This is a genomic window from Streptomyces sp. NPDC000410 (genome assembly GCF_040300305.1).
Lineage (GTDB): Bacteria > Actinomycetota > Actinomycetes > Streptomycetales > Streptomycetaceae > Streptomyces.
On sequence record NZ_JBEPDM010000005.1, the window covers coordinates 163,723 to 190,146 of the forward strand.

Annotated in this window: 26 protein-coding genes; 6 read left to right on the forward strand and 20 right to left on the reverse strand. The window is 73.1% G+C overall.

The features are described 5' to 3' along the window. Position 1: 1 nt before the first annotated feature. The 5 genes from ABT342_RS09195 to ABT342_RS09215 all read right to left on the reverse strand — a co-directional run bounded on the left by ABT342_RS09195 (position 2) and on the right by ABT342_RS09215 (position 4,160). A complete protein-coding gene (locus ABT342_RS09195) occupies positions 2-709 on the reverse strand; it encodes a copper chaperone (protein ID WP_351569303.1) in 708 nt (235 codons plus the stop codon). A gap of 178 nt (positions 710-887) precedes the next feature. Next, entirely contained in the window at positions 888-1,256 is a 369-nt protein-coding gene (locus ABT342_RS09200) for an ArsR/SmtB family transcription factor (protein ID WP_351569306.1), read from the reverse strand. Continuing rightward, positions 1,253-1,699, reverse strand: a complete 447-nt coding sequence (locus tag ABT342_RS09205; protein ID WP_351569309.1) for an SRPBCC domain-containing protein — start codon at positions 1,697-1,699, stop codon at positions 1,253-1,255. The genes ABT342_RS09200 and ABT342_RS09205 overlap by 4 nt, the downstream gene beginning before the upstream one ends. A 148-nt stretch (positions 1,700-1,847) precedes the next feature. Continuing rightward, entirely contained in the window at positions 1,848-2,423 is a 576-nt protein-coding gene (locus tag ABT342_RS09210; protein WP_351569312.1) for a histidine phosphatase family protein, read from the reverse strand. A 282-nt stretch (positions 2,424-2,705) separates the two neighbouring features. Further along, the gene (locus ABT342_RS09215; RefSeq protein WP_351569315.1) at positions 2,706-4,160 is read right to left on the reverse strand and encodes an aminotransferase-like domain-containing protein; all 1,455 of its coding nucleotides are present in this window, start codon (positions 4,158-4,160) and stop codon (positions 2,706-2,708) included. Between ABT342_RS09215 and ABT342_RS09220 the strand changes: the two genes are divergently transcribed. Continuing rightward, positions 4,159-5,199 carry a DMT family transporter gene (locus tag ABT342_RS09220; RefSeq protein WP_351569318.1) on the forward strand — a complete coding sequence of 347 codons (1,041 nt, stop codon included), beginning with the start codon at positions 4,159-4,161 and terminating at the stop codon, positions 5,197-5,199. The genes ABT342_RS09215 and ABT342_RS09220 overlap by 2 nt on opposite strands. Positions 5,200-5,284: 85 nt before the next feature. After that, positions 5,285-5,479: a DUF1918 domain-containing protein gene (locus tag ABT342_RS09225; protein ID WP_351569320.1), complete on the forward strand. Its 195-nt coding sequence runs from the start codon at positions 5,285-5,287 to the stop codon at positions 5,477-5,479. A 19-nt stretch (positions 5,480-5,498) separates the two neighbouring features. Here ABT342_RS09225 and ABT342_RS09230 read toward each other — a convergent pair whose 3' ends face one another. Continuing rightward, a complete protein-coding gene (locus ABT342_RS09230) occupies positions 5,499-6,746 on the reverse strand; it encodes a glycoside hydrolase family 10-like protein (RefSeq protein WP_351569323.1) in 1,248 nt (415 codons plus the stop codon). Positions 6,747-6,906: 160 nt separating this feature from the next. Between ABT342_RS09230 and ABT342_RS09235 the strand changes: the two genes are divergently transcribed. Both ABT342_RS09235 and ABT342_RS09240 read left to right on the forward strand, forming a co-directional pair. Further along, entirely contained in the window at positions 6,907-7,764 is an 858-nt protein-coding gene (locus ABT342_RS09235; protein ID WP_351569642.1) for a 3-hydroxybutyryl-CoA dehydrogenase, read from the forward strand. Positions 7,765-7,899: 135 nt separating this feature from the next. Beyond that, complete coding sequence (locus ABT342_RS09240; protein WP_351569325.1) at positions 7,900-8,157, forward strand: hypothetical protein; 258 nt, start codon at positions 7,900-7,902, stop codon at positions 8,155-8,157. 18 nt (positions 8,158-8,175) lie between these two features. Here ABT342_RS09240 and ABT342_RS09245 read toward each other — a convergent pair whose 3' ends face one another. The 9 genes from ABT342_RS09245 to infC form a co-directional block, all read right to left on the reverse strand. Next, on the reverse strand, positions 8,176-8,706 hold the full coding sequence (locus ABT342_RS09245) for an NUDIX hydrolase (RefSeq protein ID WP_351569328.1): 531 nt from the start codon (positions 8,704-8,706) through the stop codon (positions 8,176-8,178). 65 nt (positions 8,707-8,771) lie between these two features. Next, positions 8,772-10,112 carry an NsdA family TPR-like regulatory protein gene (locus ABT342_RS09250; protein WP_351569331.1) on the reverse strand — a complete coding sequence of 447 codons (1,341 nt, stop codon included), beginning with the start codon at positions 10,110-10,112 and terminating at the stop codon, positions 8,772-8,774. A gap of 396 nt (positions 10,113-10,508) precedes the next feature. Further along, positions 10,509-13,022 carry a phenylalanine--tRNA ligase subunit beta gene (gene pheT, locus ABT342_RS09255; RefSeq protein WP_351569333.1) on the reverse strand — a complete coding sequence of 838 codons (2,514 nt, stop codon included), beginning with the start codon at positions 13,020-13,022 and terminating at the stop codon, positions 10,509-10,511. Continuing rightward, a complete protein-coding gene (gene pheS, locus ABT342_RS09260) occupies positions 13,022-14,146 on the reverse strand; it encodes a phenylalanine--tRNA ligase subunit alpha (RefSeq protein WP_351569335.1) in 1,125 nt (374 codons plus the stop codon). Before pheS ends, pheT begins: the two co-directional genes overlap by 1 nt. Positions 14,147-14,294: 148 nt before the next feature. Further along, entirely contained in the window at positions 14,295-15,428 is a 1,134-nt protein-coding gene (locus ABT342_RS09265) for a sensor histidine kinase (protein ID WP_351569338.1), read from the reverse strand. Between the two features lie 97 nt (positions 15,429-15,525). Continuing rightward, complete coding sequence (locus tag ABT342_RS09270; RefSeq protein WP_351569644.1) at positions 15,526-16,374, reverse strand: TrmH family RNA methyltransferase; 849 nt, start codon at positions 16,372-16,374, stop codon at positions 15,526-15,528. 351 nt (positions 16,375-16,725) lie between these two features. Beyond that, complete coding sequence (gene rplT / locus ABT342_RS09275; RefSeq protein ID WP_351569341.1) at positions 16,726-17,121, reverse strand: 50S ribosomal protein L20; 396 nt, start codon at positions 17,119-17,121, stop codon at positions 16,726-16,728. A 102-nt stretch (positions 17,122-17,223) separates the two neighbouring features. Further along, a complete protein-coding gene (gene rpmI / locus ABT342_RS09280; protein WP_019884943.1) occupies positions 17,224-17,418 on the reverse strand; it encodes a 50S ribosomal protein L35 in 195 nt (64 codons plus the stop codon). Positions 17,419-17,522: 104 nt separating this feature from the next. Further along, positions 17,523-18,173 carry a translation initiation factor IF-3 gene (gene infC / locus ABT342_RS09285; protein ID WP_351569345.1) on the reverse strand — a complete coding sequence of 217 codons (651 nt, stop codon included), beginning with the start codon at positions 18,171-18,173 and terminating at the stop codon, positions 17,523-17,525. 351 nt (positions 18,174-18,524) lie between these two features. On the opposite strand from infC, the gene ABT342_RS09290 reads away from it, so the two are divergent. Beyond that, entirely contained in the window at positions 18,525-18,902 is a 378-nt protein-coding gene (locus ABT342_RS09290; protein WP_351569348.1) for a DUF1844 domain-containing protein, read from the forward strand. Between the two features lie 297 nt (positions 18,903-19,199). Here ABT342_RS09290 and ABT342_RS09295 read toward each other — a convergent pair whose 3' ends face one another. From ABT342_RS09295 to ABT342_RS09305, 3 genes are all read right to left on the reverse strand, one after another. Next, a complete protein-coding gene (locus tag ABT342_RS09295; RefSeq protein WP_351569351.1) occupies positions 19,200-19,940 on the reverse strand; it encodes an SseB family protein in 741 nt (246 codons plus the stop codon). 37 nt (positions 19,941-19,977) lie between these two features. Next, positions 19,978-21,189, reverse strand: a complete 1,212-nt coding sequence (mycP, locus tag ABT342_RS09300) for a type VII secretion-associated serine protease mycosin (protein ID WP_351569354.1) — start codon at positions 21,187-21,189, stop codon at positions 19,978-19,980. A 149-nt stretch (positions 21,190-21,338) separates the two neighbouring features. Then, on the reverse strand, positions 21,339-22,157 hold the full coding sequence (locus ABT342_RS09305) for a hypothetical protein (RefSeq protein WP_351569646.1): 819 nt from the start codon (positions 22,155-22,157) through the stop codon (positions 21,339-21,341). 1,342 nt (positions 22,158-23,499) lie between these two features. On the opposite strand from ABT342_RS09305, the gene ABT342_RS09310 reads away from it, so the two are divergent. Further along, on the forward strand, positions 23,500-24,702 hold the full coding sequence (locus ABT342_RS09310; RefSeq protein WP_351569357.1) for an amino acid deaminase/aldolase: 1,203 nt from the start codon (positions 23,500-23,502) through the stop codon (positions 24,700-24,702). A gap of 38 nt (positions 24,703-24,740) precedes the next feature. Here the strand turns inward: ABT342_RS09310 and ABT342_RS09315 are convergent, their stop codons facing one another. Both ABT342_RS09315 and ABT342_RS09320 read right to left on the reverse strand, forming a co-directional pair. After that, positions 24,741-25,622 (reverse strand): DUF2510 domain-containing protein, encoded by an 882-nt coding sequence (locus tag ABT342_RS09315; RefSeq protein ID WP_351569359.1) that lies wholly within the window; start codon positions 25,620-25,622, stop codon positions 24,741-24,743. A gap of 9 nt (positions 25,623-25,631) precedes the next feature. After that, positions 25,632-26,420 carry a 3-oxoacyl-ACP reductase gene (locus tag ABT342_RS09320; protein ID WP_351569361.1) on the reverse strand — a complete coding sequence of 263 codons (789 nt, stop codon included), beginning with the start codon at positions 26,418-26,420 and terminating at the stop codon, positions 25,632-25,634. Positions 26,421-26,424: the final 4 nt, after the last annotated feature.

Sequence of the window (26,424 nt, forward strand, 5' to 3'; positions counted from 1 at the left end):
CTCACATCGGTGGTGGCACGAGTCCGGGAACCGACGCGGGCGCGACGACGATCAGGATTCCCAGTGCGATGATCGCGAGCGCCGTCGGCACATCGATGGCGGCGCGCGGGGGCCGCAGCTTCTGGGCGAGGACGAGGACGGCGACGACGGACATCCAGACGACGCTCATGACGCCCAGTGCCACCAGCATCAGCATCAGTCCGATGCTCGAGCCGACGCAGTAGCGGCCGAAATCGAAACCGGAGCGGACGCTCTCGCGACAGCGCCTGCGGCAGTACCGCTTGAGCGGCGTGAACTCGTAGACGCCCGCCGCGATCGCCACCGCGCCGGCGACGACGGACGCGTGCGGCCGGTACAGCGCGTACACGGCGAGGCCCACGAGCGTCCAGACGGCGAGGTACGACCCGACGAACAGGGGCACGGCGCGCACCCGGCCGTCGGCGTGAGCGTGCCTCAGGACGGCGGGAACCGCGCCCGGGAGCATCATCGCCGCCATCATCGACACCCACAGTCCGATGAAGTACGTGAACGGACCGAGCGGGCTCGCTGCCGCGGCCATGTCCGTCCCGTCCGCCTCGTCCGCCCCGTGCGTCCCGGCCATGCCGTCCATCTGCGCGACGGCCACGGCCCAGGACGCGGCCGCGAGCCCGAGTGTCGTCGTCAGCGCGACTGCCGTCACGGCTGTCCTGGCGTTCGACATATTCGTCATGGCGGTCACTCGCACCATCCGAGGGAGCTCCATCGGCTCCCCTGTCAGCCCCCGCCGGACCCCCGTCGGACCCCCGTCGGACCCCCGTCGGACCCCCGTCGGACCCCCGTCGGCTCAACAAGCCTGACAGACCGCTCCCGGCCCGCAACCGCGGCTCACGCCGCGCCGGACGACGCGGCTATGCGCCCTGCGACCGGCCCGCTTCCCGCTCCCGCGCCTCGGCGACGCGCTTGATGTCCGCCAGCCGCCGATCCCATGCGGCCGCGAGCGCGGCCATCCACCGTGCCGTCGCGTCCAGCGCCGCGGGCCGCACGGCGTACCGCACCTCGCGTCCGACCCGGCCGCCGGACACCAGCCCGGCGGCGTCCAGGACGGCGAGGTGCTTGACCACCGCCTGCCGCGAGACGGGAAGACGTTCGGCGAGCGTCGTCGCGGTGGCCTCGCCCTGCGCGGCGAGCAGCTCGAGCAGCTGACGTCGCGTCGGGTCGGCCAGCGCGACCAGGACGCTGTCGACCGCGTCGGCGGGGGCGGGATGCTCGTCCGTCACGCGGACGGCTGTTCGGCGCGCGCCTTGAGCGCGTCGAGCTCCAGGGGCCATCCGCCGGTGTTGTCCTGCACCGCCTTGCGGCGCAGCTCCTCGGACCCGGCCAGGGTCGCGAAACCGCTCTCGACGACGCGCAGCCGCGTCTTGTCGCCTTCCGGTGTCAACGTGAACTCCACAAGGGTGCTGTTGTCCTCGCGCAGCTCTTCTCCGGGGAACGCGCTGGCCCAGCGGTACGCCAGGTACGTCGGCGGCTCGACCTTCTCCACACGCACCGGGAAGTCGCCGTACTCGGCGTTCTTCGCCACGATCGACTCGCCTTCTCTGGCCACGGTGCCGGGCAGCCCTGCCTTGTCCGCCACCCAGAACCCGGGTTCGGCCACGAGTGACCAGACCCGCTCCAGGGGGGCCGCGATCAGGGTTTCCCGTTCGATCCGATCCTCGCTCATCAGGGAACTCCTTCGTCGAGGGCACTGGATGCGACTCCAGTTGACGCAACTCCAGAGTTGCACGTCGACCCGCCATATGCAACCTGCGGGTTGCACTCAGGTCGGGCCGAGGGGCCGGTTCCGGGCAGGGTGAGCGGTTCGCGGTCACTCATCCGCCGGTCTCCAGACGCAGGCTCCAGCGCCCTGCCCTGCCGGTCAGCACGATGGTGGACAGGGGCCGGACGTCCACGTTCCAGTACGTCGAGGGCGGGGCCTTCAGCGCGTACACGAGCGCGGCCCGTACGACGGCCGGCTCGGCGACGGCGAGGACGGTGCTGCCGTCGTCCGCCGGGCGGGTGTCGAGCCAGCCGCCTATCCGGGAGATGAACGCGAGCAGCGGCTCGCCGCCGTGCGGCGCCGAGCGCGGATCGGCGAGCCAGGCGTCGACCGCGCCCGGCTCGCTGGCCGCCACCTCGGCGAGCGTGAAGCCGCGCCACCGGCCCATGTCGCAGTCGCTGAGCGCGGGCTGGGCGAGCGGCGCGTAGCCGAGCGCGTCGGCCGTCGCCCGGCTGCGCGCGGTCGGTGAGCAGTAGCGCAGCTCGGCCCCGCCCAGTGGCACGAGCGCGTGCGCGGCGCGCTGCACCTCGTGCCATCCGGCCTGGTCCAGCGGCCGGTCGTCGTCGAAGCGCTCGGCCAGCCGTGAGGAGCTGCGCGCGGCGGCGACGAGCGTGACCCGAACACTCATGGCGGGATCGTCGGCCCACGCGCCCCCTGGGTCAAGAGGGGTTACTGACCGTTCATGAGGCTCACGGGGCGCTCACCGCGAGGTCGGTGGACGCTCGCCCCGAGGTCAGTGGACGCTCACCGCAAGTCCGGTCGGCAGGCGCACCGGGGCTCGGGCTCATCCACATCGTCGGGCCCTTGCGCGGCGCGAACCCGGCCTTCGCCCGGTCCTGACGCCACCGGCCGCGGCCCATCGCCGCCGTCGGCCCCCGCCCGCCCCGGACCCACCGACGCGGGCCGGTTGTCAGTGGCGGGTGACACGTTCTTCCAGGACCTCGTCACAGGCGGCCCGCAGCCGTCGTACGCCTTCCACGATCTCCGTCGGGCCGGCCACGCCCGCGAAGCTCAACCGGAGGTGACCGGCGGGAGGTTCGGCGCTGAAGTAGGGACGGCCGGGGGCGACGGCGGCGCCCGCGCGCAGGGCGGCGGCGACGAGGGCGGCCTCGTCGGTGCCGTCGGGCAGGCGGAGCCAGAGGTGATAGCCGCCGGACGGGATGTGCGGCAGGGCGAGTTCGGGGAGGTGCAGACCGAGGGCGGAGGTCAGCGTGTCCCGGCGGGTCTTCAACTCGACGGCGACGGCGCGCAGATGCCGCGCCCAGGCGGGGGCGCCGACGAGTTCGAGCGTGGCCTCCTGGAGCGGCCGCGGCACGAAGAAGGTGTCGACCACATGGATGGCGCGGAGCCGTTCCAGGACGGGGCCACGAGCGGCCAGGGCGGCCACGCGCAGGCTCGGTGAGGTGACCTTGGTGAGCGAGCTGACGTGGACGACGACGCCGTCCGGGTCGTCGGCGGCGAGCGGGGCGGGCAGCGGGCCGGCGTCGTCGTGGACGAGACGGCGCGCGAAGTCGTCCTCGATGACGAACGCACCGGCCGCACGGGCGATGCGCAGCACCTCGGCGCGCCGGTCGGGTGCCAGCACGGCGCCGGTGGGGTTCTGGAAGAGCGGCTGGCAGACGAAGACCCGCGCGCCGGTGGCCCGGAAGGCGGCGGCGAGCAGTTCCGTACGCACCCCGCGCGCGTCGACCGGCACGGGCACCGGCCGCAGCCCGGCGGCGCGGGCGATCGCCAGCATGCCCGGGTACGTGGGTGACTCGACGAGCACGGGCGCGCCGGGCGGGGCCAGCGCGCGCAGCGCGGTGGTGAGCGCGGCCTGCCCGCCCGCGGTGACGAGCACCTCGGCGGCGCCGACGGTGGGCCCGATGGCGCGCGCGAACCACTCGCGCAGCTCGGGCAGCCCGTCGGCGGGGGGCCTCCCCCAGGCGCCCGGCCGCCGGCCGGCCCGCGCGAGCGCGGCGGCCATCGCCTGCTCGGGCTGGAGCGAGGGGTGCAGATAGCCACCGTTGAACTCGACCACGCCCGGTGGCGGCGGCGCCAGGGTGACCAGCACCCCGGAGGCGTCCACGGCACGCGGCACGAGCTCGGTCGCCGCGTCGGCGCTGAGGGTGACCTCCTGCCAGGACGTGTCGCCGGGCCGCGCCGTGTCCGTACGCGGCTGCGCGCGGAACGCGCCGGCGCCGGGCCGGGTGACGACCAGCCCTTCGGCGGCGAGTTGCGCGAGGGCCCGGGAAACGGTGACCGGGGACACCCGGTGGCGCTCGACGAGTACCCGGCTCGACGGCAGCTTCTCACCCGGAGAGTAGCGGTTCAGCTCTCGCTTAAGAGATCCCACCAGCTCAGCAACACTGCTACGCTCACCCATGAGAGCACAGGATAGCGCTACTGCCACAGACTCGATAGCGGTCACCGCCCAGGGCCCGCTCGCGACAGCCAACGGCACGGGCCCCGCCGAAGCCTCCGGCCCGGCCGCCACCGGCGCACCCCGCCCGGCCGGGCCCCGCGACGCGGGCGACGCCGACGGCGCGCACGCGCCCGGACCGGCCGGGTCGCGGACCGGCACGCTGCTCGCGGTGCTCGGCGTCGTCTCCTTCTCGCTCACCTTCCCGTCCACGGTCTGGGGCCTGGAGTCCTTCGGGCCCTGGTCGCTCGTGTCCGTGCGGAGCGTCCTCGCGGCGGTCATCGCGGGCGGGTTCCTGCTCGCCCTGCGCGTACCCGTCCCCGAGCGGCGGCACTGGGCGTCCCTGGCCGTCGTCGCGGGCGGCACGGTCGTCGGCTTCCCGCTGCTGACGACGCTCGCGCTGGAGACATCGACGACCTCGCACGCCGCGGTCGTCGTCGGGCTGCTGCCGCTGACGACCGCCGTCTTCGCGGCCGTACGCACGGGGCGGCGCCCGTCCCGCACCTTCTGGGCGGCCGCTCTCGCCGGCGCCGCCGTCGTGATCGCCTTCACCGTGCAGCAGAGCGGCGGCGCGCTGTCCACGGGTGATCTGTATCTGTTCGGTGCGCTCCTGGTGTGCGCCGCGGGCTACACGGAGGGCGGCCGGCTGGCCCGGCTGATGCCGGGCTGGCAGGTGATCGGCTGGGCCCTGGTCATGTGCCTGCCGCTCGCGGTGGCCGGCTCCGTCGTCGCCCTGATGGCCGAACCGGTCCGGCTGACCGCGCACGGCGTGATCGGACTCGTCTGGGTGGCCGCCGGATCGACCTTCTTCGGCCTGTACGTCTGGTACCGCGGCATGGCCACGATCGGTATCCCGAAGGCGAGCCAGCTCCAGCTCGCCCAGCCCCTGCTGACCCTCTTCTGGTCGGTCCTGGTGCTCTCCGAACCGCTCTCCCCGGCCGCCCCGCTCGCCGCCGTCGCGGTCCTCGTCTGCATCGCGGTGACCCAGCGCGCGGGCACCTGAGGCGCCCGGCTGACGTGACGCGGGTCACGCCCCCGGACGTAGACTCAGGAGGAACGAGCACGCCCCCTCAAGGAGGTCACATCCGATGGAAGCGAGTGTGGGCGACAAGCTGATCGTGCACGGCCGGGTCGTCGGCCAGCACGACCGGCAAGCCGAGATCCTGGAAGTGAGGGGCGAGAAGGGCACGCCTCCGTACCGCGTCCGGTTCGAGGACGACGGTCACGAGTGCGTGGTGTCACCCGGCCCCGACTCCGTCGTACGCCACAAGGAACACCCCTGAGCCCGTACCGGGCGGCCCCTCAGCCCCGCACCGTGGCCCGGGTCGGGTAGTGATCGGCCACCACTCTGGCCATCGCCCCGACCGGGTCCGCGGCGACCTCTTTCGCCGCGAAGAAGCAGTGGCCGCGCACATCCGCGTAGTCGCGGGCGAGCGTGAGGTGGCGTGAGAGTTCGGCCGGGTCCTGCCAGGGGTCGGGCTGGGCCGGGTCGCCCGCCTTGTAGAGCGCCTCGCCGATGTAGAGATCGACGCCGGTGCCCCGTGCCACCTCGTCCCACCACGGCACCAGCGTGGCGTAGTCGGCGGCGGCGAGGCTGATGTGCCAGTACAGCTGCGGGACGAGGTAGTCGATCCAGCCCTCGCGCACCCATTTGCGCGTGTCCGCGTACAGGTCGTCGTACGTCTCCACGCCGGCCGTCGTGTCGGAGCCGCGCGGGTCCGTGGCCGCGTTGCGCCACACCCCGAAGGGGCTGATGCCGAAGCGCACCCCCGGCTTGATCTCCTTGATCCGCCGCGCCGTCTCGCTCACCAGCCGGTCGGTGTTGTCGCGGCGCCAGGCGGCCCGGCTGGAGAAGCCCCCGCCGTGGCGTTCGTACGCGTCGTCGTCGTCGAACTTCTCCCCGGCCACCGGGTACGGGTAGAAGTAGTCGTCCCAGTGCACGGCATCGATGTCGTACCGCGCGACCGCGTCGAGCATGGCCTTCCGTACGAAGGACCTGACCTCGGGCAGCCCGGGATTGAAGTACAGCTTGCCGCCGTACGGAACGACCCACTCGGGGTGGACCCTGGCGGCGTGCCCCTTCGCCAGTCTGGTCGGGTCGGTGTGGAAGGCGATGCGGTACGGGTTGAACCAGGCGTGCAGCTCCAGACCGCGCTTGTGGGCCTCGGTCACGGCCGTGCCCAGCGGGTCCCAGCCGGGGTGGCGCCCCTGGACACCGGTGAGGTACTCCGACCAGGGCTCGTGCGGCGAGGGCCACAGCGCGTCGGCGGTCGGGCGGACCTGGAAGACGACCGCGTTCAGCCGGCGGTCGACCGCCGTGTCGAGGAGGGCCAGCAGCTCGGCCCGCTGCTCGGCCGCGCTGAGCCCGCGCCGCGAGGGCCAGTCGCGGTTGACGACGGACGCGATCCACATCCCGCGGAACTCCGCCGCCCCTTCGTGGCGGCGGGCGCCCGGTGCGGCGGTGGCCCCCGCCGCCACGTCGCTCGTCATGGCCAGCGCACCGAGCGCACCGGCCGCCGTCAGCAACCCTCTTCTGGTGATCTGCCTCATAGTGCGAAGCATGCCCGCCCCGGGGCCCCGGGCACACGCACCCCGGAGTAACGTCGTGGCGTCGAGGCGGGCGCCGGAACCAAACGGGGGACCTGCCGCACTGAAGATCAGTCGACCTGTAGATCAGCAGTTCAGCGAAAGGCACGATGTGACCGACACTGTGGCCGACGTATCCCGCGTCGGAGTGGTGGGCTGTGGCCAGATGGGCGCCGGCATCGCGGAGGTGTGCGCCCGTAGCGGACTCGAGGTGAAGGTCGCCGAGACCACCGGCGAGGCCCTGGAGATCGGCCGTACCCGGCTCTTCAACTCGCTCTCCAAGGCCGCCGAACGCGGCAAGATCACCGAGGCGGAGCGGGACGAGACGCTGGCGCGGCTCAGCTTCACCACCGACCTCGGGGAGTTCGCCGACCGCGACCTCGTCATCGAGGCCGTCGTGGAGAACGAGCAGGTCAAGACCGAGATCTTCCAGGTCCTCGACCAGGTGGTGACCCGGCAGGACGCCATCCTCGCCTCCAACACCTCCTCCATCCCGCTGGTGAAGCTGGCTGTCGCGACCTCCCGTCCCGACCAGGTCATCGGCATCCACTTCTTCAACCCGGCGCCGGTGCAGAAGCTCGTCGAGCTGATCCCGGCGCTCACCACCTCCGAGGAGACCATCAAGCGGTCGGAGGCCGTGGTCGAGCAGACCCTGGGCAAGCACGCGATCCGCGCCCAGGACCGCTCGGGCTTCGTGGTCAACGCCCTGCTCATCCCGTATCTGCTCTCGGCGATCCGGATGTTCGAGTCGGGCATCGCGAGCCGCGAGGACATCGACAACGGCATGGAGCTGGGCTGCGCCCACCCCATGGGCCCGCTGAAGCTGTCCGACCTGATCGGCCTGGACACGGTGGCCTCGGTGGCCGACTCGATGTACGCCGAGTTCAAGGAGCCGCTGTACGCCGCTCCCCCGCTGCTCCAGCGCATGGTGGACGCGGGCCGACTGGGCCGGAAGACGGGCTCGGGCTTCTACCCGTACTGACGCGCGCGGGTGTTTCACACGGGGTGTACGAGGTGTGTTCGCATATGCCCCTCGCACACGCTCCCCTGCTCCGACCGGGGAGAGTTGACTCGGGATCACCGGACAACTCTTTCGCACTCGAAGAGGAGCAATCAGGTGACCACCGGCCCCGATCACTTAGCCGCCGTCGAGGAGCTGGCGGAGGTGCGGCGCTCTCTCGACGTCGGCCTCGCCCGCATCGACGGACATCTCGCCCTGCTCGCCCAGCGCCATGACCGGATCGACCGCGATCTGAGCGATCTGGCCACGCGCGTGGTGGCGCTGGAGCACACCAAGTGGCCCCTGCCCGCCGTCGCCGCGCTCACGGCGCTGGGCGCGCTGGCGGTGACGGTCTGGCAGGCGCTCGGCCACTAGGTGCTGGCCCCGGGAGGCTCAGCCCAGGCGCAGATGGTGCAGCATCAGCAGCCCGGCCGCCATATTGGCGGCCGGGACCTCGCCGCGCGCGATCATGTCGGGGACCAGCTTCAGCGGTACCCACTCACGGCGGGAGGACTCGAAGTCGTCCTCGGGATGCCCGATGTACGTCGCGTCCTGCGCCCAGTAGAGGTGGTGCCGGGCGTCGGTGAGCCCGTTGGACGGCTCCACGGTCAGCAGATGCTGGAGCGGGCCCGGCCGCCAGCCGGTCTCCTCCTCCATCTCGCGGGCCGCCGCGGCCTCGATGTCCTCGCCGTCCTCGACGACCCCCGCGGCGAGCTCCCAGCCCCAGCTGTCGGTGATGAAGCGGTGCCGCCAGAGCAGCAGCACCTCGTTGGCCTCGTTGACGGCGGTCGCGACGGCGACGGGGCGCAGCCGTATGAGGAAGTGGTCGAGGTGCCGGCCGTCGGGGAGTGCCACGTCCGCGAGATTGACTCGGAACCAGCGGTTTTCATAGACGGTTTGTTCGCTCAGTTTCGCCCACTGCATCTTTCTGCCACCTTCCGACAAGTCGATGGCAATATCGCAGCAGTTGCGCGTTCATAGGGAAATGCTCACAGGGGAACGCGCAGTGCCCCGTCGATCAGTTCGGCCGCCTCGTCGGCGCTCGCGCAGCGGCTCGCCGCGAGTTGTCCGCGTACTTCCCGCAGCCGGTCGCGCAGGCGCTGGGACTCCATCCCCCTGGCCCGCTCGGCCATCTCGATCGCCGTCCACGCGGCCCGGTCCGCCTCGCCCTGACGCAGCTCGATCTGGCTGAGCATGGCCAGCCGGTGCACCCGGCCGCGGTCGTGCGCCGGGGCCGCGGCGGCGGCCGTCGCATGCTCCCGGGCCGCCGACAGCTCGCCGAGACTCAGCAGCGCCTCCGCGACTTGCACGTTCACCAGCCCCGGCTGCACATAGCCCGTCTCGTCGGGTTCGTGACCGGGGCGGATGCGGTCCGCCTCCTGCTCCGCGCGCCGGATGCACCCCAGCGCGCTGCCGCCGTCGCCGAGATGTGCGTACGCCTTCGCCTGCATCGCGTGCAGATCCGCAGCCAGCGCCGGGGTGAGCTGCTGCCCCGCGGAGCGCAGCGCCGCCTCCGCGAACGCGACCGCCTGCCGGAACTCGCCCATGAACAGCGACTGGTTGACGAGGAGGGCGATGACGTACGCGCCGAGGCCCCGGTCCCCGCTCGCCTTGGCCAGCCGAAGCGCCTGGTGGAAGTAGCGCTGGGCGAGTCCGTGCGCGTCGGAGTCGTACGCGCAGATGCCCGCGACGGCCACCAGGCCGCCGGTGGCCCGGTGCAGCTGGCGGCCGAGTGCGTCGCTGTAGGCGCCGCGCAGCAGCGGGGCGGTCTCGGCGTTGAGGAACCCGACGATGCGGGAGCGGGTGGCGATGCCGCCCGCCTTGCGGTACATCAGCTCGTAGTGCGCACGGGCCGCGCGCAGCATCTTGATGTCCGCCATGCTGACGCGGGTCCGGCCGTCGCGGGAGACGTCCGAGTCCTCCGGGGGGTTCTCCCACTCCCAGACGGGCATCACCGCGGGCGTGCCCGTGACCGCCTGCGCGCCGATGATGTGCGGCCGTTGCTGCTCGTCGCAGCGCCAGAGCGCGGTGGCGCGTTCGACGAATCCGGAGAGGGGTGAGCCGTGCGGTCCCTCGGCCTGTCCCGGCACGCCGAGACCGATGTCGTCGAGGGTGATCGCGCGGTGCAGCCGCCCCGCCAGGACCTCGCAGATCAGGTCCGGCACCTGGCCGCGCGGACGCTGGCCCTTCAACCAGCGTGCCACGGCCGTGTGTTCGTACCGGAGGGCCAGACCTCTCGCCCGGCCCGCCTGGTTCACATGGGCGGCGAGACCCGCGTGGGAGATGCCCGCCTCGTCGAGCAGGGCGTCGAGCAGGGTGTTGGGCTGCATAGGGGCCCCTCCGTTGGCTCGGTGACGCCCAGCGTAGTGGAGCGCGGTTCGCACGGGGTGTGAAAGAAGTGCATATATCCATGCCGTACGCGCTCTGCCGCCGCGCCGGGCACCCCGGTTGACTGAACTGCCTCTCCAGGAGGCGGCCGGGCCGTCGGCTCCCCCTCGTACAGTGCGGCGGCCCGCACCCGCGTCGTCCGCTCCGCTGATCTGCCCGACACTCCGCGGCGGGGCGGACGGCGCCGCCGCGTATCCGACTCCGCGGATTGGCGGGACGGGGCACACGTCCGGTCGCCGTCGCGGCACCACGGCCGTGACGCGACGCACGTCTCACCCGAACGAGTGAGGGGGTACCCGGAACAGTTCCGGGTACCCCCCTCAGCGGTCTCGTCGGCGTCAGGCGCCGCGCAGCACCGCGCCCACACGCTCGCCGGCCAGCGCGATCGCCGTGTCGCGGGCGGCCGAGGCCTCCTCGACGGTCAGCGTGCGGTCGGTCGCGCGGAACCGGAGCGCGTACGCGAGCGACTTCTTGCCCTCGCCGATCTGCTCACCGGTGAACACGTCGAACAGCCGGATCGACTCCAGCAGTTCGCCGGCGCCGTCACGCAGGGCGGCCTCGACCTCGGCCGCCGGGACGTCGGAGGCCACGATCAGCGCGACGTCCTGCGTGGCCACCGGGAACGTGGAGATCCGCGGCGCCTGGAGGGCGCCCCGGCCGGCCCTCTCCAGGAGGTCCAGTTCGACCTCCATGGCGCAGGTGCGCTCCGGCAGTCCGAGCGCCTTGATGACGCGCGGGTGCAGTTCGCCCGCGTGACCGACGAGGGTCTCCTCGCCGTCCACGGTGGCGTACAGCGCGGCGCAGCGGCCCGGGTGCCACGGCTCGTGCTGGTCGGCGCGGACGGTCAGGTCGGCGCCCGCCTCACGGGCGACCGCACGGGCGGACTCGACCGCGTCGGCCCAGTCGGCCGGGCGGCCCGCACCCCACCAGCCGGCCTGCTCGCGCGCGCCCGCCATGACGGTGGCGGCGCGGCGCGGCTGACGCGGCAGCGCGGCGTTGAGCGCGGCGATCTCCTCGTCGGTGGGACGGCGGTCGACGGGCAGCACGCCCGGGACCGTCTCCTCACCGGTGGGCCGGAAGACCAGACCGGTCTCGAAGAGGGCCAGGTCGTTCGAACCACGGCCGACGTTGCGGCGCAGCGCGCCGAGCAGTCCGGGCAGCAGCGTGGTGCGCAGCGCCGGCTCCTCGTCGGAGATCGGGTTGACCAGCTTGACGACGGTACGCCGCGGGTCACCGGCCTCGAGCCCGAAGTGGTCGAACACGTTCTCGCCGATGAACGGGTAGTTCAGCGCCTCGACGTAGCCGGAGCCCGCCAGCACGCGGCCGACCCGGCGGTGCAGCCGCTGACGCGGGGTGAGCCCTCGTCCGGACGGCGGGGTGGGCAGCGTGGACGGGAGCTCCTCGTAGCCCTCCAGCCGGATGACCTCTTCGGCGAGGTCGTTCGGCGCGCCCAGGTCCGGGCGCCAGGACGGCACGGTGACGACCAGCTCGTCCTGCCCGTAGACGTCGCAGCCGACCTCCTGGAGGCGGCGTACGACGGTCTCGCGGCCGTACGCGACACCGGCGACGCGGTCGGGGTGGTCGGCGCTCATCGTGATCGTGCGCGGCGCGGCGGGCGCGACGACCTCGGTGACGCCCGCCTCGGCCGTGCCGCCCGCGAGCAGCACCAGCAGGTCGACGGTGCGCTGCGCGGCGGCGGCCGCGGCCTGCGGGTCGACGCCGCGCTCGAAGCGCTTGGACGCCTCGGAGGACAGCTTGTGGCGGCGCGCGGTGCGGGCGATGGAGACCGGGTCGAAGTGCGCGGCCTCGATGACGACCTCGGTGGTGGCGCCCTCGGTGTCGTCGTGGTCGGCGATCTCGGTGTTGGCGCCGCCCATCACGCCCGCGAGACCGATCGGCCCGCGGTTGTCCGTGATGACGAGGTCCTCGGCGTCGAGCACGCGCTTGACGCCGTCGAGGGTGGTGAACTTCTCGCCCTGCTCGGCGCGGCGGACACCGATCGGACCGTCGACGCGCGAGCGGTCGTAGGCGTGCAGCGGCTGGCCGAGCTCCAGCATCACGTAGTTGGTGATGTCGACGGCGAGCGAGATCGGGCGCATGCCCGCCTTCTGGAGGCGGCGCTGCAGCCAGATCGGGGACCGTGCCTCGGGGTCGAGGCCGACGACGGTGCGCGCGGTGAAGCGGTCGCAGCCGATCGGGTCGCCGATCCGCACCTCGTAGCCGTACGGGTTCGGCGCGGGCACGTCGAGCAGCGCCGGGTCGCGCAGCGGCAGCCCGTAGGCGATGGCCGCCTCGCGGGCGACGCCGCGCATCGACAGGCAGTAGCCGCGGTCGGGCGTGACGGCGATGTCGAGGACCTCGTCGAACAGCTCCAGCAGCTCGGTGGCGTCGGTGCCGACCTCGTGCTGGGGCGGCAGGACGATGATGCCGTGCGAGCCGTCGTCGCCCATGCCGAGCTCGTCGCCGGAGCAGATCATGCCGCGCGACACCTTGCCGTATGTCTTGCGTTCGGCGATCTGGAAGTCGCCGGGCAGGATCGCGCCGGGCAGCGCCACGACGACCTTGTCGCCGACCGCGAAGTTGCGGGCGCCGCAGATGATCTCCTGGGGCTCGCCCGTGCCGTTGGCCTGGCCGACGTCGACGGTGCAGAAGCGGATGGGCTTCTTGAACTCGGTCAGCTCCTCGATCGTGAGCACCTGGCCCACGGCGAGGGGGCCCTTGAGCCCGGCGCCGATCTGCTCGACGGTCTCGACCTCGAGGCCGGCCGCGATGAGCTTGGTCTGTACGTCACGGCCGGTCTCCGTCGCCGGCAGGTCGACGTACTCCCGCAGCCATGAAAGCGGGACCCGCATCAGATCTCCATCCCGAAGGGCCGGGTGAACCGGACGTCACCCTCGACCATGTCTCGCATGTCTTCGACGTTGTGGCGGAACATCAGCATCCGCTCGATGCCGAACCCGAAGGCGAATCCGCTGTACTTCTCGGGGTCCACGCCGCAGGCGACGAGCACCTTCGGGTTGACCATTCCGCAGCCGCCGAGCTCGATCCAGCCCTCGCTGGAGCAGGTGCGACAGGGGCGGTCGGGGTTGCCGACGGACTCGCCGCGGCAGACGTAGCAGACCATGTCCATCTCGGCGGACGGCTCGGTGAACGGGAAGAAGTTCGGCCGGAGCCGGGTCTTCATGCCCTCGCCGCCGAAGAGCGCCTTGACCATGTGGTCGAGGGTGCCCTTGAGGTCGGCCATGGTCAGGCCCTCGTCCACGGCGAGCAGCTCGACCTGGTGGAAGACCGGGGTGTGGGTCGCGTCCAGGTCGTCGGTGCGGTACACGCGGCCGGGGCAGATCACGTACACCGGCGGCTCGCGGTCCAGCATGGAGCGGACCTGCACGGGGGACGTGTGCGTACGCAGGACGACGCCGCCGCTCTGGTCCCCGTCGGGGCCCTGCACGAAGAAGGTGTCGTGCTCGCCCCGGGCGGGGTGGTCGGCCGCGATGTTCAGCGCGTCGAAGTTCAGCCACTCGGTCTCGACCTCGGGGCCCTCGGCCACCTCGTAGCCCATGGCCACGAAGATGTCCTCGATGCGCTCCGAGAGCGTGGTCAGCGGGTGGCGGGCGCCGGAGGGGACGCGGTCGTACGGAAGGGTGACGTCCACCGCCTCCTCGACCAGGACGCGCGCGTCGCGCTCGGCCTCCAGCTCGGCCTGCCGGGCGGCCAGGGCCTTGTTGACGGCACCGCGGGCCTGGCCCACGCGCTTGCCGGCGTCAGCCTTGGCGTGCGGCGGCAGGGCGCCGATCTCCCGGTTGGCGAGCGCGAGCGGCGAGGTGGGCCCCGTCTGCGCGATCTTCGCCTCGTGGAGCGCGTCGAGGTCACCTGCGGCGGCGAAGGCGGCGAGCGCCTCGTCCCGCATGCGCTCGATCTCTTCCGGTTTCAGTGCCTCGACCTCGACTGGGTCGTACGACTTATTGGGTGCCGACATGTCTTCCCGTACTTCCGATGGGGTGGCTGGGGCCCCCGCTCGACGACCGAGGACGCAAAGGTGCCAAAGGTCGAGTCTAACGGGGTGCAGGAACGCTGGAGGAACGCGGATGAGCCCGTGGGCTGCGCCGAGGCGTACCGGCTGGTGTCTAGCTCAGGTACGCGGGCGCGCCGACGGGCAGGATAAATCGGAACTCGGCGCCGCCGCCGGGGCCGCGTCCGACGGTGATCGTCCCGCCGTGCGCCTCGACGATTCCTTTGACGATGTAGAGGCCGAGACCGGTGCCGCCGCGCTTGCTCCCCCGCCAGAAGCGGGTGAAGACACGGCCCATCGACTCCTCGGGGATGCCGGGGCCTTCGTCGCTCACGGTGACGGCCGTTCCTTCCTCGTCGCTGGTGCCGGGGGCTGGTGCCACCTCGATGGTGACGGTTCCCTCGCCGTGGCGCACCGCATTTTCCAGCAGGTTGCCGAGCACCTGGTCGATCTTGTCGGGGTCTGCCCACAGATCGGGCAGCCGGCGCTGGATCCGTACGAAGAAACGGTCCGGGGACTGGCCCCGGGCGGTGTGCGCCTGGATGTGGCGGCCGACCGCGGCGGCGATGTCCACGGGCTGGCGGCGTACCTCGAGGCGTCCGGAGTCGATGCGGGAGATGTCGAGGAGCTCGGCGATGAGCCGGGTGACGCGGTTGGCGTCGGCGTCGACGGTCTCCAGCATGAGCCGCTTCTGGTCGTCGGTGAAGCGCTCCCATTTGGCGAGCAGGGTGGCTGTGAAGCCTTTGACGGAGGTCAGCGGGGAGCGCAGCTCGTGGGCGACGGTGGCGATCAGTTCGGCATGGCTGCGTTCGGTGCGGCGGCGGGCCTCGGTGCCGCGCAGGCTGACGACGACGCGGCGCACCGGCCCGGTGGGCGCCTCGCGTACGTACCGGGCGGAGACGAGGACCTCGCGGCCGCCGGGGAGCAGAAGGTTGCGCTCGGGCTGGCCGACGCGGATGGCGAGGCCGCCGTACGGGTCGGTCAGGCTCCACCAGCGGCGGCCCTTGAGGTCCTCCAGGGGCAGCGCGAGCTCCAACGGCCGGCCGAGGGCCTGGGCGCTGGGCGTCGCGGTGATACGTACGGCGGCGGCGTTGAAGCAGATGACGCGGCCGGTCTCGTCGGCGACGACGAGACCGTCGGGGAGGTCGTCGGGGTCGATGCCGATACCGATGCCGTCGATGCCCGCGGTGGTCCCGGCAGTGGTCCCCGCAGTGGTCTCCGCGGTGGTCTCCGCGGCGTTCACAGCCATCCCCGTACCCCACCTCTCGAACCGGTGCAGTGGGCCCCCGAGTTCGTCACCCTACTAGTCGTCGGTAACGGAGCGACACCCTGCTGCCCCTGGGCGGTCACCGGGCGCGGCAGCCGCCGGATGCGCGCTGGGCGCGGGCGGAGGCGTAGAGGCAGACAGCGGCGGCGGTCGCGAGGTTGAGGCTCTCGGCCTTGCCGTGGATGGGCACGCGCACCACCGCGTCGGCGAGCGCGCGGGTCTCCTCCGGCAGCCCCCAGGCCTCGTTGCCGAAGATCCACGCGGTGGGCCCGCCCATGGTGCCCGCGTCGAGTTCCGCGTCCAGGTCGTCGTCGCCCGCGCCGTCGGCCGCGAGGATCCGTACGCCCGCGCCCTTCAGTCCGCTGACGGCCTGCGCGACGGGGACGCCGACGGCGACCGGCAGATGGAACAGCGAACCGACCGACGCACGTACCGACTTGGGGTTGTACAGGTCGACGGAGGCGTCGGTGAGGACGACGGCGTCGGCTCCGGCGGCGTCGGCGCACCGCAGCACCGTTCCGGCGTTGCCGGGGTCGCGGACGTGCGCGAGAACGGCGACGAGCCTGGGGCGAGCGGCGAGGATCTCCTCGAACGGCGAGTCGAGGAACCGGCAGACGCCGACCAGCCCCTGCGGGGTGACGGTCTGGGACACCTCGGCGAGCACGGCGTCGGCGGCGTAGTGGATCCGAGCTCCGGCGGCGCGTGCGGCCTCGACGATGTCGGCGTACCGCTCCGCGGCCTCGACGGTGGTGAACAGCTCGATCAGCGTCGGTTCGCCGTCACCGCCCCGGTGCGCGACGGCCTCGCGCACGGCCTGTGGGCCCTCGGCGATGAACCGGCGATCCTTGCCGCGGAAGTTCCGCTTGGCGAGCCGCCGCGCGGCGATGACACGCGGCGAACGCGGGGAGATCAGCTCGGGGGTGCCCATGAGGGTGCCACTCATTTCCTTGAGGCGCGCGGGGCGCACGGTGTTTGCGGGGGCTCCGCCCCCGTACCCCTGCCGGGGCTCCGCCCCGGACCCCGCGCCTCGATCTCCCCCTACACCCTAGCGGGCGTGGGGGGGGACCCCAGCGGGCTCATTCTGAGCCCGTCCGGCGATTGAGGACACGGCCGAAGGCCGTACGGGGGGCTGGGGCCTGCCCCCCGTTGCGGGAAGGGGCGGGTAGGGGAACAAGCCCGCCGCAGGCGCCCCCCAGGCCCTTGACGCACGCGGACCCGCAGGCCAGTGGCCTGCGGGTCCGGGGCGGTCCGGATGGACGGACGCGAGGAACGCGGCCGATCAGGCAGCCGACGCGGCGGCCTTCGGCGCGTTGACGTCGCTCGGGAGCGCCTTCTGGGCGACCTCGACGAGCGCGGCGAACGCGTTGGCGTCGTTGACCGCGAGCTCGGCGAGGATCTTGCGGTCCACCTCGATGTTGGCGGCCTTCAGACCCTGGATGAAGCGGTTGTAGGTGATGCCGTTGGCGCGGGCAGCGGCGTTGATGCGCTGGATCCACAGCTGACGGAAGTCGCCCTTGCGCTTCTTGCGGTCGTTGTAGTTGTAGACGAGGGAGTGGGTGACCTGCTCCTTCGCCTTGCGGTACAGGCGGGAGCGCTGACCGCGGTAACCGCTGGCCTGCTCGAGGATCGCCCGGCGCTTCTTGTGGGCGTTGACTGCCCGCTTGACGCGTGCCACTTGTTAACTCCTTGTAGCGGGGCCGTGGTTGTGCTCACACGACCCGGAAACGAATTGGTCCCGGTCTTGGCCGGAAGCCCCCGTCACCGGGGGCGACGACAATCAGATGCCGAGCATCTTCTTGATCTTGGCGGCGTCACCCGGGGCCATCTCGGCGTTGCCGGTGAGGCGACGCGTCAGCTTGGACGACTTGTGCTCGAGCAGGTGGCGCTTGCCGGCGCGCTCGCGGAGCACCTTGCCGGAGCCGGTGATCTTGAAGCGCTTCTTGGCACCGCTGTGCGTCTTGTTCTTCGGCATCGCGCCGTTCTCTCCTCGTCATTGGCGCTTCCCACGCCGGTCCGGAAACCGGCGCACGGAAGCGTCAGATGTATGGGTTGATCTCCAGGACGGTTGTCCTGGAATCAGGCCTCGGCCTCGGCGGGCTCCTCGGTGGAGTCCGCCGCCTGGGCGGACTGGCCCTGACGCTCCGCCTTGCGGGCGGCCTGCGCCTCGCGGGCCTCGGCCATCGCCTCGGTCTTCTTCTTGTGCGGACCGAGAACCATGATCATGTTCCGGCCGTCCTGCTTCGGGTTCGACTCGACGAAACCGAGGTCCTGGACGTCCTCCGCGAGCCGCTGCAGCAGTCGGTAGCCGAGTTCCGGCCGGGACTGCTCGCGACCACGGAACATGATCGTGATCTTGACCTTGTCGCCCTGCTTGAGGAACCGGACGACGTGACCCTTCTTGGTGTCGTAGTCGTGCGGGTCGATCTTCGGCCGGAGCTTCATTTCCTTGATGACCGTGTGCGCCTGGTTCTTGCGCGCCTCACGGGCCTTCATGGCCGACTCGTACTTGAACTTGCCGTAGTCCATGAGCTTGCAGACCGGCGGCCGTGCGGACGCCGCGACCTCGACCAGGTCCAGGTCGTACTCCTGCGCAAGCTCCAGCGCCTTGGCAAGCGGGACAATCCCGACCTGCTCGCCGCTGGGACCGACAAGTCGCACCTCGGGAACGCGAATCCGGTCGTTGATGCGGGGCTCGGTGCTGATGGATCCTCCTCGGTAGCACCACACGGCAGTCTGGCGGACAGCCGCGCAACGTCTGTTGTGTGAGACCAACCGCGCCGGTTCATGAAAAATGCCCCGACGGGAACACAGGCGGGGCTCCGTGAATACCGGAACACCGCCGCGGTCAACCGCGGGGCGCTGTTCGGACGGCTCCATCGTCCGTACGGAACGATGGGCGCCGTCTGACCGGTGACCCGCCGTCCCGGGGGACGGTCAGGTGGGAGAGCGGAGCCTCCACTTGTGGGTCGGGCACAGAGGTGTCCGACCGGTCGTTACACAAGGTTAGCAGCTTCGGCCGGAGGGGGCGAACCGGCGGGCGGGGCGGGCCGCCGTGCCGCACCGCATATCGTGTGGGGCATGAGTGACGCGACCCCCTCCCACGACTCTCCCACCGATGAGTCCCCCGACTTCGACGCCATGACCCGCGACATCGCGGAGGTCCCCGCGGTCGAGGTGATCGTCACGGTCGCGGTGAACCTGATGAGCGCCGCCGCGGTGAAGCTCGGGCTGACCGAGGACGGCGACCAGCACAAGGACCTGGACGAGGCCCGCAAGCTGGTGCACGCGCTGGCCGGACTGCTGGACGCCGGCGCGACGGAGATCAGCTCCTTCCACGCGGCGCCGCTGCGCGACGGTCTGAAGTCACTGCAGCTGGCGTTCCGCGAGGCGTCGATCGTCCCGGACGAGCCGGGCCAGGGGCCGGGCGAGAAGTACACCGGTCCCGTCTTCGGCTGAGCCCGACAGACCGGGCGGCCCGGCCCTGTCCGGCGTTCTTCGGGGGTACGGGGGTCGATCCCCGCGCTGCCCGGAAGGACACGGCCGGACAGACGGATGGGCGGTGGGCCGCCAGGCGCTCCGCCGGACCGTGCCGACCCCGTCCGCGACCGGCGGGTCCGCGGGTTGCTCCGCCGGACCGTGCCGACCCCGTCCGCGACCGGCGGGTCCGCGGGTTGCTCCGCCGGACCGTACCGGACCCGTCCACTGCCGACGGATGGGCAGCGGCCCCGCCGCGTGCTCCGGCGGGCCGATCGTTCACCCGGACTGATCGTTCACGTAGAAGGGCTCGCCCGGTGGCGTGGCCTCGGCCGGCAGCAGTGCCAGGTCGAGGCCCCGCACCAGGCGGGCCCTCAGTGTTTCGTCCGCCGCGAGCGCGCGGGCGACGCGCTGGGCGGCCTCGGCCGGTGCCGCGTCGGGGGCCAGGACCAGGGCGAGGGTGCCGTCGGCGCGGCCGGGGCCGAGGTGGGCACGGAGTACGGCGGGCTCGGCGGCCAGCGCGGCGCGTACCGCGGCCGTGACGGCCGGGTCGGCCAGTGGGTCGAGGTCCGTGCGGCCCTCGGCGAGGGCGAGCAGCGTACGCCCGGTGAGCTGGTACGGGACCGGGCCGGCGAGATCCAGGACGAGCGTGTCCGCCTTCTCGTGGGCGGCGGCCTGCAGCGCCTGGTGCAGCGGCACGGCGACGGGCCGCGCCTCGGGGTCCCAGCGCGCCAGCGACGCGATCGACGTGAACGCGGGCAGGGCCCGTCGGTCTCCGGCGGTCAGCGTGGGTACGGCCATGTCGCTGGTCTTCTCGCGGCGCAGACCGTTCTCGTCCTCCTCCACCTCGCCGAGGACGGCGACGACGGGCACGAGGAGCCGGGCGCCCTTGAGCGCTTCGAGTACCGGCCGCTCGGCGGACCTGTCCTCGGCCCAGGCCGCGAGGGCGGCCTCCAGGGCGGGGTCGGCAGTGCCGTCGTCGTCGGAGAAACCGGAGTCGGGAATGTTCTTGAGCGCCACGCGACGAGCCTAGCCTCCGCCCCGCCGGGCGGGACCGTCAGGTGCGGCGGCGGCCGCCGCGCCAGAGGACGACGGCCCCGGCGAGCAGCACGGCGCCGATGCCGCCGGTGAGCGGGGCGAGCCAGCCGCCCGACCCGCCCGGGGCGGCCGCGGCGTCCGGACCGCGGCCGAAGTAGCGCTCGCTGTAGCCGCGGGCGGGGGTGACCTTGGAGCCGGCGGCGCCCAGCTCTGCGCCCGCCTTGATCGCGGCGGCGGGGTCGACGATTCCGTACCCCTTGGCGTCGTCGCGGCCGCCCCGGGGGCCGCTCCGCGCGGTGTCCGCGAGCAGCTTCTTGATCTGGGCCGGGGTGAGGCGGGGGTGCGCGGCCCGTACGAGCGCGACGGCGCCCGAGACGAACGCCGCGGCGGCGCTGGTGCCCCAGCCCTCGTAGTACTTGCGGTCCGGGTCGGCGATGACGACGTCGACGCCGGGGGCGCTGACGGTGGCGTACCAGCGGCTGGTCGAGAAGGAGGCGTGGGTGCCGAAGCGGTCGACGGCGGCGACCGCGATCACGCCGGGGTAGGCGGCGGGGTACGAGATGTGGTCGCCCTTCTCGCCGCCGTTGCCGGCCGAGGCGACGACGACGGCGCCCTTGGAGAGGGCGTACTGGACGGCGGCGTCCTCGCCAGGCTCCGGGTGCGCGGACTCGCTGTCGTCGCCGAGGGAGAGGTTGATGACGTCGGCGCCGTTGTCGGCGGCCCAGCGGATGCCGGCGGCGAGGGCGGAGCCGCGGGAGTTACGGGCCCTGTTGCGGGCGGGGTCGGTGCCTTCGAGGATCACCCGGACCGGGAGGATCTTCGCCTCGGGGGCGATGCCGAGCACTCCGGCCTCGCGGCCGGGGCCGTGGCCGTGGCCGGCGATGATCCCGGCCATGGCGGTGCCGTGCCGGGCCCATGGGCGGTCGCCGCGCCCGGCCCCGAAGCCGATGAGGTCCTTGGTCGGGAGTACCTGGCCCGTGAGGTCGGGGTGGCTGTCGTCGACGCCGGTGTCGAGGACCGCGACGGTGATTCCCTTGCCCTTGGTGGTCCGCCAGGCCTCGTCGGTGTGCATCTCGCCGAGGGCCCACTGGCGCGCGCGGATCGAGTCGGCGTGCGCGGGTGCGGTGGCGACGAGCGAGAACGCGACGCCTGCGGCGAGGGCGCCGCAGGCCCGGCGCCAGCTGGTGGCGGGGGCCTTTCGCGGACCCGGCGCGGTGGCCGGCTCCGCCACGGCTGTACCGGACGCGGGCGGGGGGTCGGCGAGGGCCGGTGTCGCGGCGCGAACGGCGGCGGAGAGCTCCGACCCGTGCGCCACGCCCCGGGTACCCCCCGGGGCCGCGGCGGGCGCGGGCCGGTGCGGGCGTGGCGCGGGCTGCGGGGTCATTGGGGGCTCTCCGTAGGTGTGTTGACGGATCTGCGCAGGCCGCGTTCGATACGGTCCGCGATGCCCTTCGCCTCGTGGCCCAGGCCCGCCTGCGCCGGGGCGGAGGTCGCGCCGGAGACCATGGCCTCGGCGGCCGGCTGCGGGTCGCCGACCGTGCGGCCATCGGCGAAGCCGGAGACGGCGAACACGATGACGGGCGCGTCGGTGAGGACCTTGACCGTCCAGCTGGCCCGCTGTTTGTCGCCGAACGTGGCGGCGGCGGTGCCGGGGGCCGGGTACGTCCGGGGCATGAGGTCGGCGCGCTCGTCGAGGCCCTCGTCGAAGCGGTTGCGCAGAGCGGCCATGGCGTCGGCGCCCGCCTCGGTGAAGATCATTCCGACGGTGGTGACGCTGGAGGTCGTGGCGTCGGTGTACGTCGCCCGGAGGACCCGCACACAGCCGACCGGCTGCACCGTCTTGACCAGCAGGGGGTCCAGCGCGCCGGTGCACGGCCCGTCGGGCGCGACGGTGATCCGGGTCCACACGCGGTCGGCGCCGCCGGGCCCGGCGCCGTCGCCCTTGAGGGTGCGCGGGAAGAGGGTGTCGACGGGGACGCTGTGCCAGAGTGCGCGCGCCTCGGCATAGCCGGAGCCGGTGCCGACGGTGGTCGAGGCGGACGAGTCGCCGGTGAGCCAACTGCCGGTGACCGCGCCCCCGATGAGCCCGAGCCCGAGGACGACACAGGCCACGGCGGCCACTGCCCGTCCGGGGCGCCGGTCGCGGATGGGCCGCAGGCGCGTGGTGATCTCGGCGGGCGTCTCGGGCGGCGCGGCCATCGCGTACGGCCGCGGCGGCACACCGAAATCCGGCCCGGCCGCGGGGGCGACGGGCGGCAACGGCACGCCGCCGATCCGCCCCGCGCTCGTCCCAGGGCCCCGCGACGCCTCGGCCTGCCGCGGGGGCACCCCCACGACCGGAGCGGCGGCGGGCCGCGGCGGCAGCCCCGCCCGCCCGGCCTCCGGAGCCCCGACCCCGGACCCGCCGCCCGGTACAGGAGCACCAGCCCGTGGCGGCTGTGCTCCGGACCCCGTCGCGGGCATCCGGACAGAGCCCGGGGCCGCAGCCTCGGGGCGGATACGGGATTCGCCTCGCGGCGCGGGAGCACCGGCCTGTGGCCGCTGCGCTCCAGGCCCGGTCACGGGCCCTCGGCCGGAGTCCGTGGCCCCCGTCCCCGGGCGGACACCGGACCCACCGCCCGGCACGGGAGCACCGGCGCGTGGCGGCTGCGCTCCGGTCGACGGACGGCCCCCGGATTCAGCGGCGGGCGCCGCAGCGGCAGCACGATGCGGCGGTGCCGCCGCCCCTGACGCACCGGCTCCGGCGGCCGGGTTCCCGGACGGCTGCGCCGTCCTGGAGCGCTCATCCGCCGGAGCGACGCTCGGCGGCGGTGCACCCGCACCAGGGCGTCGGCCGGGCTGCGCGGACGCGGCAGGGGGCGGCGGGGCGGCGGGGCGTGCGGGCGCCGGGACAACCGGACGGGCATCCACGGCCGGACCTCGCTCGGGCTCCCCCGACCCAGAGGCGCCCGCAGGCGGCGCGGCGGGGCGTGCGGGCGCCGGGACGACGGGACGGGCGGGCGCACCGGAGTGTCGGTCGGACTCCCCCGACCCAGCAGCCACACCCGGAGGCCGCCCGGACACAGCCGCGGTCGGCGCGGCTGCGGGGCGCGTCGGCGCGGCGGCCGGGGGCGGGGATTCCGGCGGGAGGGGCTGGGCCGCGGCGGCGGGTGCGGGGACGGCACCCGCGAGGGGCGGCGGCGGTACGGCGGCATTCGGTATGCCGGAGCCCTGGGGCGGCAACGGCAGCGGCGCGCCCGTTTCCGTAGGAGGGGTGGTGCCGGGGCGGAGGCGGGTCGTGGGGCGGGAATCCAGGGCGTCGCTGATGCGGGACGGGCAGTGTGGCTCGGTGCTCATCCGCCCCCCGTTCCCCTCGTCCTCATACTGCTCGCGCGCCGCGCACCGTCCGACGGATCGCCTTGCGGGACGGGCCCGTTCGTCGCCACGTCACCGTCACTCTACGGGCTGAAGGAGCCCAGGCGGGAACGGGTCCACCGGCCCGGGGGGATCTGCGCAGAACGTCCCCCTACCCTCCGGTAGGACGGTCTGGCAAGCTCGGGTCATGACTCCCCGTGCCGCTGACCGCACCCGGTACGACCGGGCCACCGCCCATCTCGACGCGCCCCTCGCCATTGTCGACCTCGAAGCGTTCGACGCCAATGCCGAGGACCTGGTGCGCCGGGCGGGCGGCAAGCCGGTGCGGGTGGCCAGCAAGTCCGTGCGGTGCCGCGCGCTGCTGGAGCGTGTGCTGGCCATGGACGGGTTCGCCGGGATCATGTCCTTCACGCTGGACGAGTCGATCTGGCTGGCCCGGGCCGGCTTCGAGGACGTGCTGCTCGCCTATCCGTCCGCCGACCGGGCCGGGTTCGCGGAGCTCGCCGGGGATGCCAAGCTCGCCGCCGCCGTGACCGTGATGGTGGACGACCCGGCGCAGCTGGAGCTGATCGACCGGGCGCGGGACGGTGGCGCGGAGGAGATCCGGGTCTGTCTGGAGCTGGACACGGCGCTGCGTCTGCTGGGCGGGCGGGTACGGATCGGGGCGCGCCGGTCGCCGCTGCGCGAGCCCACCCAGCTGGCCGCCCTGGCCCGGTCGGTCGCCCGGCGGCCCGGGTTCCGGCTGGTGGGGCTGATGGCGTACGAGGGGCATGTGGCGGGTGTGGGCGACGCGGTGGCGGGCAGCCCGTTGCGTTCGCGGGCGATCCGGCTCATGCAGTCGGCGGCCCGCGGGGAACTCGCGCGGCGGCGGGCGGCCGTGGTGCGTGCGGTACGGGCGGAGGTTCCGGACCTGGAGTTCGTGAACGGCGGCGGCACGGGCAGCGTCCAGCACACGGCCGCCGAGGACGCCGTCACCGAGATCGCCGCGGGGTCCGGGCTCTACGTACCGAGGCTGTTCGACAACTACACGTCCTTCAACGGGCGGCCCGCCGCGCTGTTCGCCCAGCCGGTGGTGCGCCGCCCGGGAGTGGGTGTGGTGACGGTGCTCGGGGGCGGTTATCCGGCGTCGGGCGTCGCCGGGCGCGACCGGCTGCCGGTGCCGTATCTGCCGGAGGGACTGCGGTACGACCCGCAGGAGGGGCCGGGCGAGGTGCAGACGCCGCTGCTGGGGGCCCCGGCCGACGATCTTCTGATCGGGGACAAGGTGTGGTTCCGGCACGCGAAGGCCGGTGAGCTGTGCGAGCGGTTCGCCGAACTGTCGCTGATCGAGGGCGACCGGGTGGTGGCGACCGTGCCGACGTACCGGGGTGAGGGCCGTACGTTCCTCTAGGGCTCAGGCCTCAGGCCTCAGGCCTCAGGCCTCAGGCCTCAAGGGCCGATGCTCGCGCCCACACCGCCGCTCACGTCGCCGGTCGAGCGGATGCCCGCGACGATCTTGTCCATGTCGGCGAGCGGCGGCCCGTCCGCACCCGCGTCGAACGCGAACCGCACGATGATCGGCGACTCGGCGCCGATCGCCGAGGGGAACACCAGCGACTGGACGTATCCGCCGGGGCCCTTGCCGGTCGTGACCTGCCAGCGCACCAGGTGGCCCGTGCGTCCGGCCACGACGACCGGTTCTGAGGTGAGCTGCCGGTGGCTCTTGATGCCGCCGTGGAGGCGGTTGCCGAGCCTGTCCTCCCCGTACGCCTGCTCGGCGGCGACGGAGATGTCCTGAGCCGCGAGCTTCTCGGGCGAGGTCTCGTCCGTGCCCGAGGCCGTACGGGAGGAGACCGTGCCGTGGTCGCAGAAGCTGCCCGAGTCGCCGGGGCACCGGTACGCGTCCTCGGTGACGATCGTCGGCGCCCGGTCCATGACCGAATCGGACCGTTCCCAGCCCGCGAGGATCGGCAGGGTGATCCCGTTGAGCTGGTCGACGAGGACGGTCGGGTCCGCTGTCGGGTCCTCGGTCGGGGAGGGGGCGCCGGTGGGCGTGTTCTTGGTGTCGGTGCTCACCGACGGGCTCGGGCCGGGGGCGCCGCGGGGCGGCTCGTCCTCGCCGGACACGACGACGCCGGTGACGATCGCGCCGACGAGCACCGCGCCGGCGACGGCCAGTGCGACGACCCCGCCCTTGGCCCTGCCGCCGTGCCCGGCCCCCGGTCCGGGCACGGGTCGGGTGTGCCCGGTCCAGGCGGTGCCGTCCCACCAGCGTTCGACGGTCGGCATGCCTGGATCCGGGTACCAGCCGGGCGGAGTCGTCATGCTCACGCGGTCACCCTACAGAGGGGTGACGTACGCCCCCGAGATGCCGCCGTCCACCAGGAAGTCGGTCGCGTTCACGAACGACGAGTCGTCGCTGGCGAGGAACGCGACCGCCGCCGCGATCTCCTCCGCCTCCGCGAACCGGCCGACGGGGATGTGCACGAGCCGCCTGGCCGCGCGCTCCGGGTCCTTGGCGAACAGTTCCCGCAGGAGCGGGGTGTTGACCGGCCCGGGGCACAGCGCGTTGACCCGGATGCCCTCGCGGGCGAACTGGACGCCCAGCTCGCGCGACATGGCGAGCACGCCGCCCTTGGACGCGGTGTACGAGATCTGGGAGGTCGCCGCGCCCATCCGGGCCACGAACGAGGCGGTGTTGATGATGGAGCCCTTGCCCTGCCGCTGCATGTAGGGGATGGCCGCCTTGCAGCACAGGTAGACGGAGGTGAGGTTGACCTCCTGGACACGCTGCCACGCCTCCAGGCCCGTGGTGAGGATGGAGTCGTCGTCGGGCGGTGAGATGCCCGCGTTGTTGAAGGCGATGTCGACCGATCCGTAGGTGTCGAAGGCGGTCCTGAAGAGCGCCTCGACCTGCTCGGCGTCCGTGACGTCGACGCGTACGAAGGTGCCGCCGACCTCGTCGGCCACCGCCTTGCCCGCTGTCTCGTCGATGTCGCCGCAGACGACGTTCGCGCCTTCGGAGGCGAGGCGGCGGGCGGTGGCGAGGCCGATGCCGCTGCCGGCGCCGGTGATGACGGCGGTGCGGCCTTCCAGGCGGCGGCAGACGTTGCTGTTCGTTCCGGTCATGTTC

Coding starts and splice junctions, on each gene's coding strand:
- ABT342_RS09195 (WP_351569303.1), bottom strand. CDS start 709: ATGACGAATATGTCGAACGCCAGGACAGCCGTGACGGCAGTCGCGCTG.
- ABT342_RS09205 (WP_351569309.1), bottom strand. CDS start 1,699: ATGAGCGAGGATCGGATCGAACGGGAAACCCTGATCGCGGCCCCCCTG.
- ABT342_RS09210 (WP_351569312.1), bottom strand. CDS start 2,423: ATGAGTGTTCGGGTCACGCTCGTCGCCGCCGCGCGCAGCTCCTCACGG.
- ABT342_RS09220 (WP_351569318.1), top strand. CDS start 4,159: ATGAGAGCACAGGATAGCGCTACTGCCACAGACTCGATAGCGGTCACC.
- ABT342_RS09215 (WP_351569315.1), bottom strand. CDS start 4,160: ATGGGTGAGCGTAGCAGTGTTGCTGAGCTGGTGGGATCTCTTAAGCGA.
- ABT342_RS09225 (WP_351569320.1), top strand. CDS start 5,285: ATGGAAGCGAGTGTGGGCGACAAGCTGATCGTGCACGGCCGGGTCGTC.
- ABT342_RS09230 (WP_351569323.1), bottom strand. CDS start 6,746: ATGAGGCAGATCACCAGAAGAGGGTTGCTGACGGCGGCCGGTGCGCTC.
- ABT342_RS09245 (WP_351569328.1), bottom strand. CDS start 8,706: ATGCAGTGGGCGAAACTGAGCGAACAAACCGTCTATGAAAACCGCTGG.
- ABT342_RS09250 (WP_351569331.1), bottom strand. CDS start 10,112: ATGCAGCCCAACACCCTGCTCGACGCCCTGCTCGACGAGGCGGGCATC.
- pheT (WP_351569333.1), bottom strand. CDS start 13,022: ATGCGGGTCCCGCTTTCATGGCTGCGGGAGTACGTCGACCTGCCGGCG.
- pheS (WP_351569335.1), bottom strand. CDS start 14,146: ATGTCGGCACCCAATAAGTCGTACGACCCAGTCGAGGTCGAGGCACTG.
- ABT342_RS09265 (WP_351569338.1), bottom strand. CDS start 15,428: ATGGCTGTGAACGCCGCGGAGACCACCGCGGAGACCACTGCGGGGACC.
- ABT342_RS09270 (WP_351569644.1), bottom strand. CDS start 16,374: ATGGGCACCCCCGAGCTGATCTCCCCGCGTTCGCCGCGTGTCATCGCC.
- rpmI (WP_019884943.1), bottom strand. CDS start 17,418: ATGCCGAAGAACAAGACGCACAGCGGTGCCAAGAAGCGCTTCAAGATC.
- ABT342_RS09290 (WP_351569348.1), top strand. CDS start 18,525: ATGAGTGACGCGACCCCCTCCCACGACTCTCCCACCGATGAGTCCCCC.
- ABT342_RS09305 (WP_351569646.1), bottom strand. CDS start 22,157: ATGGCCGCGCCGCCCGAGACGCCCGCCGAGATCACCACGCGCCTGCGG.
- ABT342_RS09310 (WP_351569357.1), top strand. CDS start 23,500: ATGACTCCCCGTGCCGCTGACCGCACCCGGTACGACCGGGCCACCGCC.
- ABT342_RS09320 (WP_351569361.1), bottom strand. CDS start 26,420: ATGACCGGAACGAACAGCAACGTCTGCCGCCGCCTGGAAGGCCGCACC.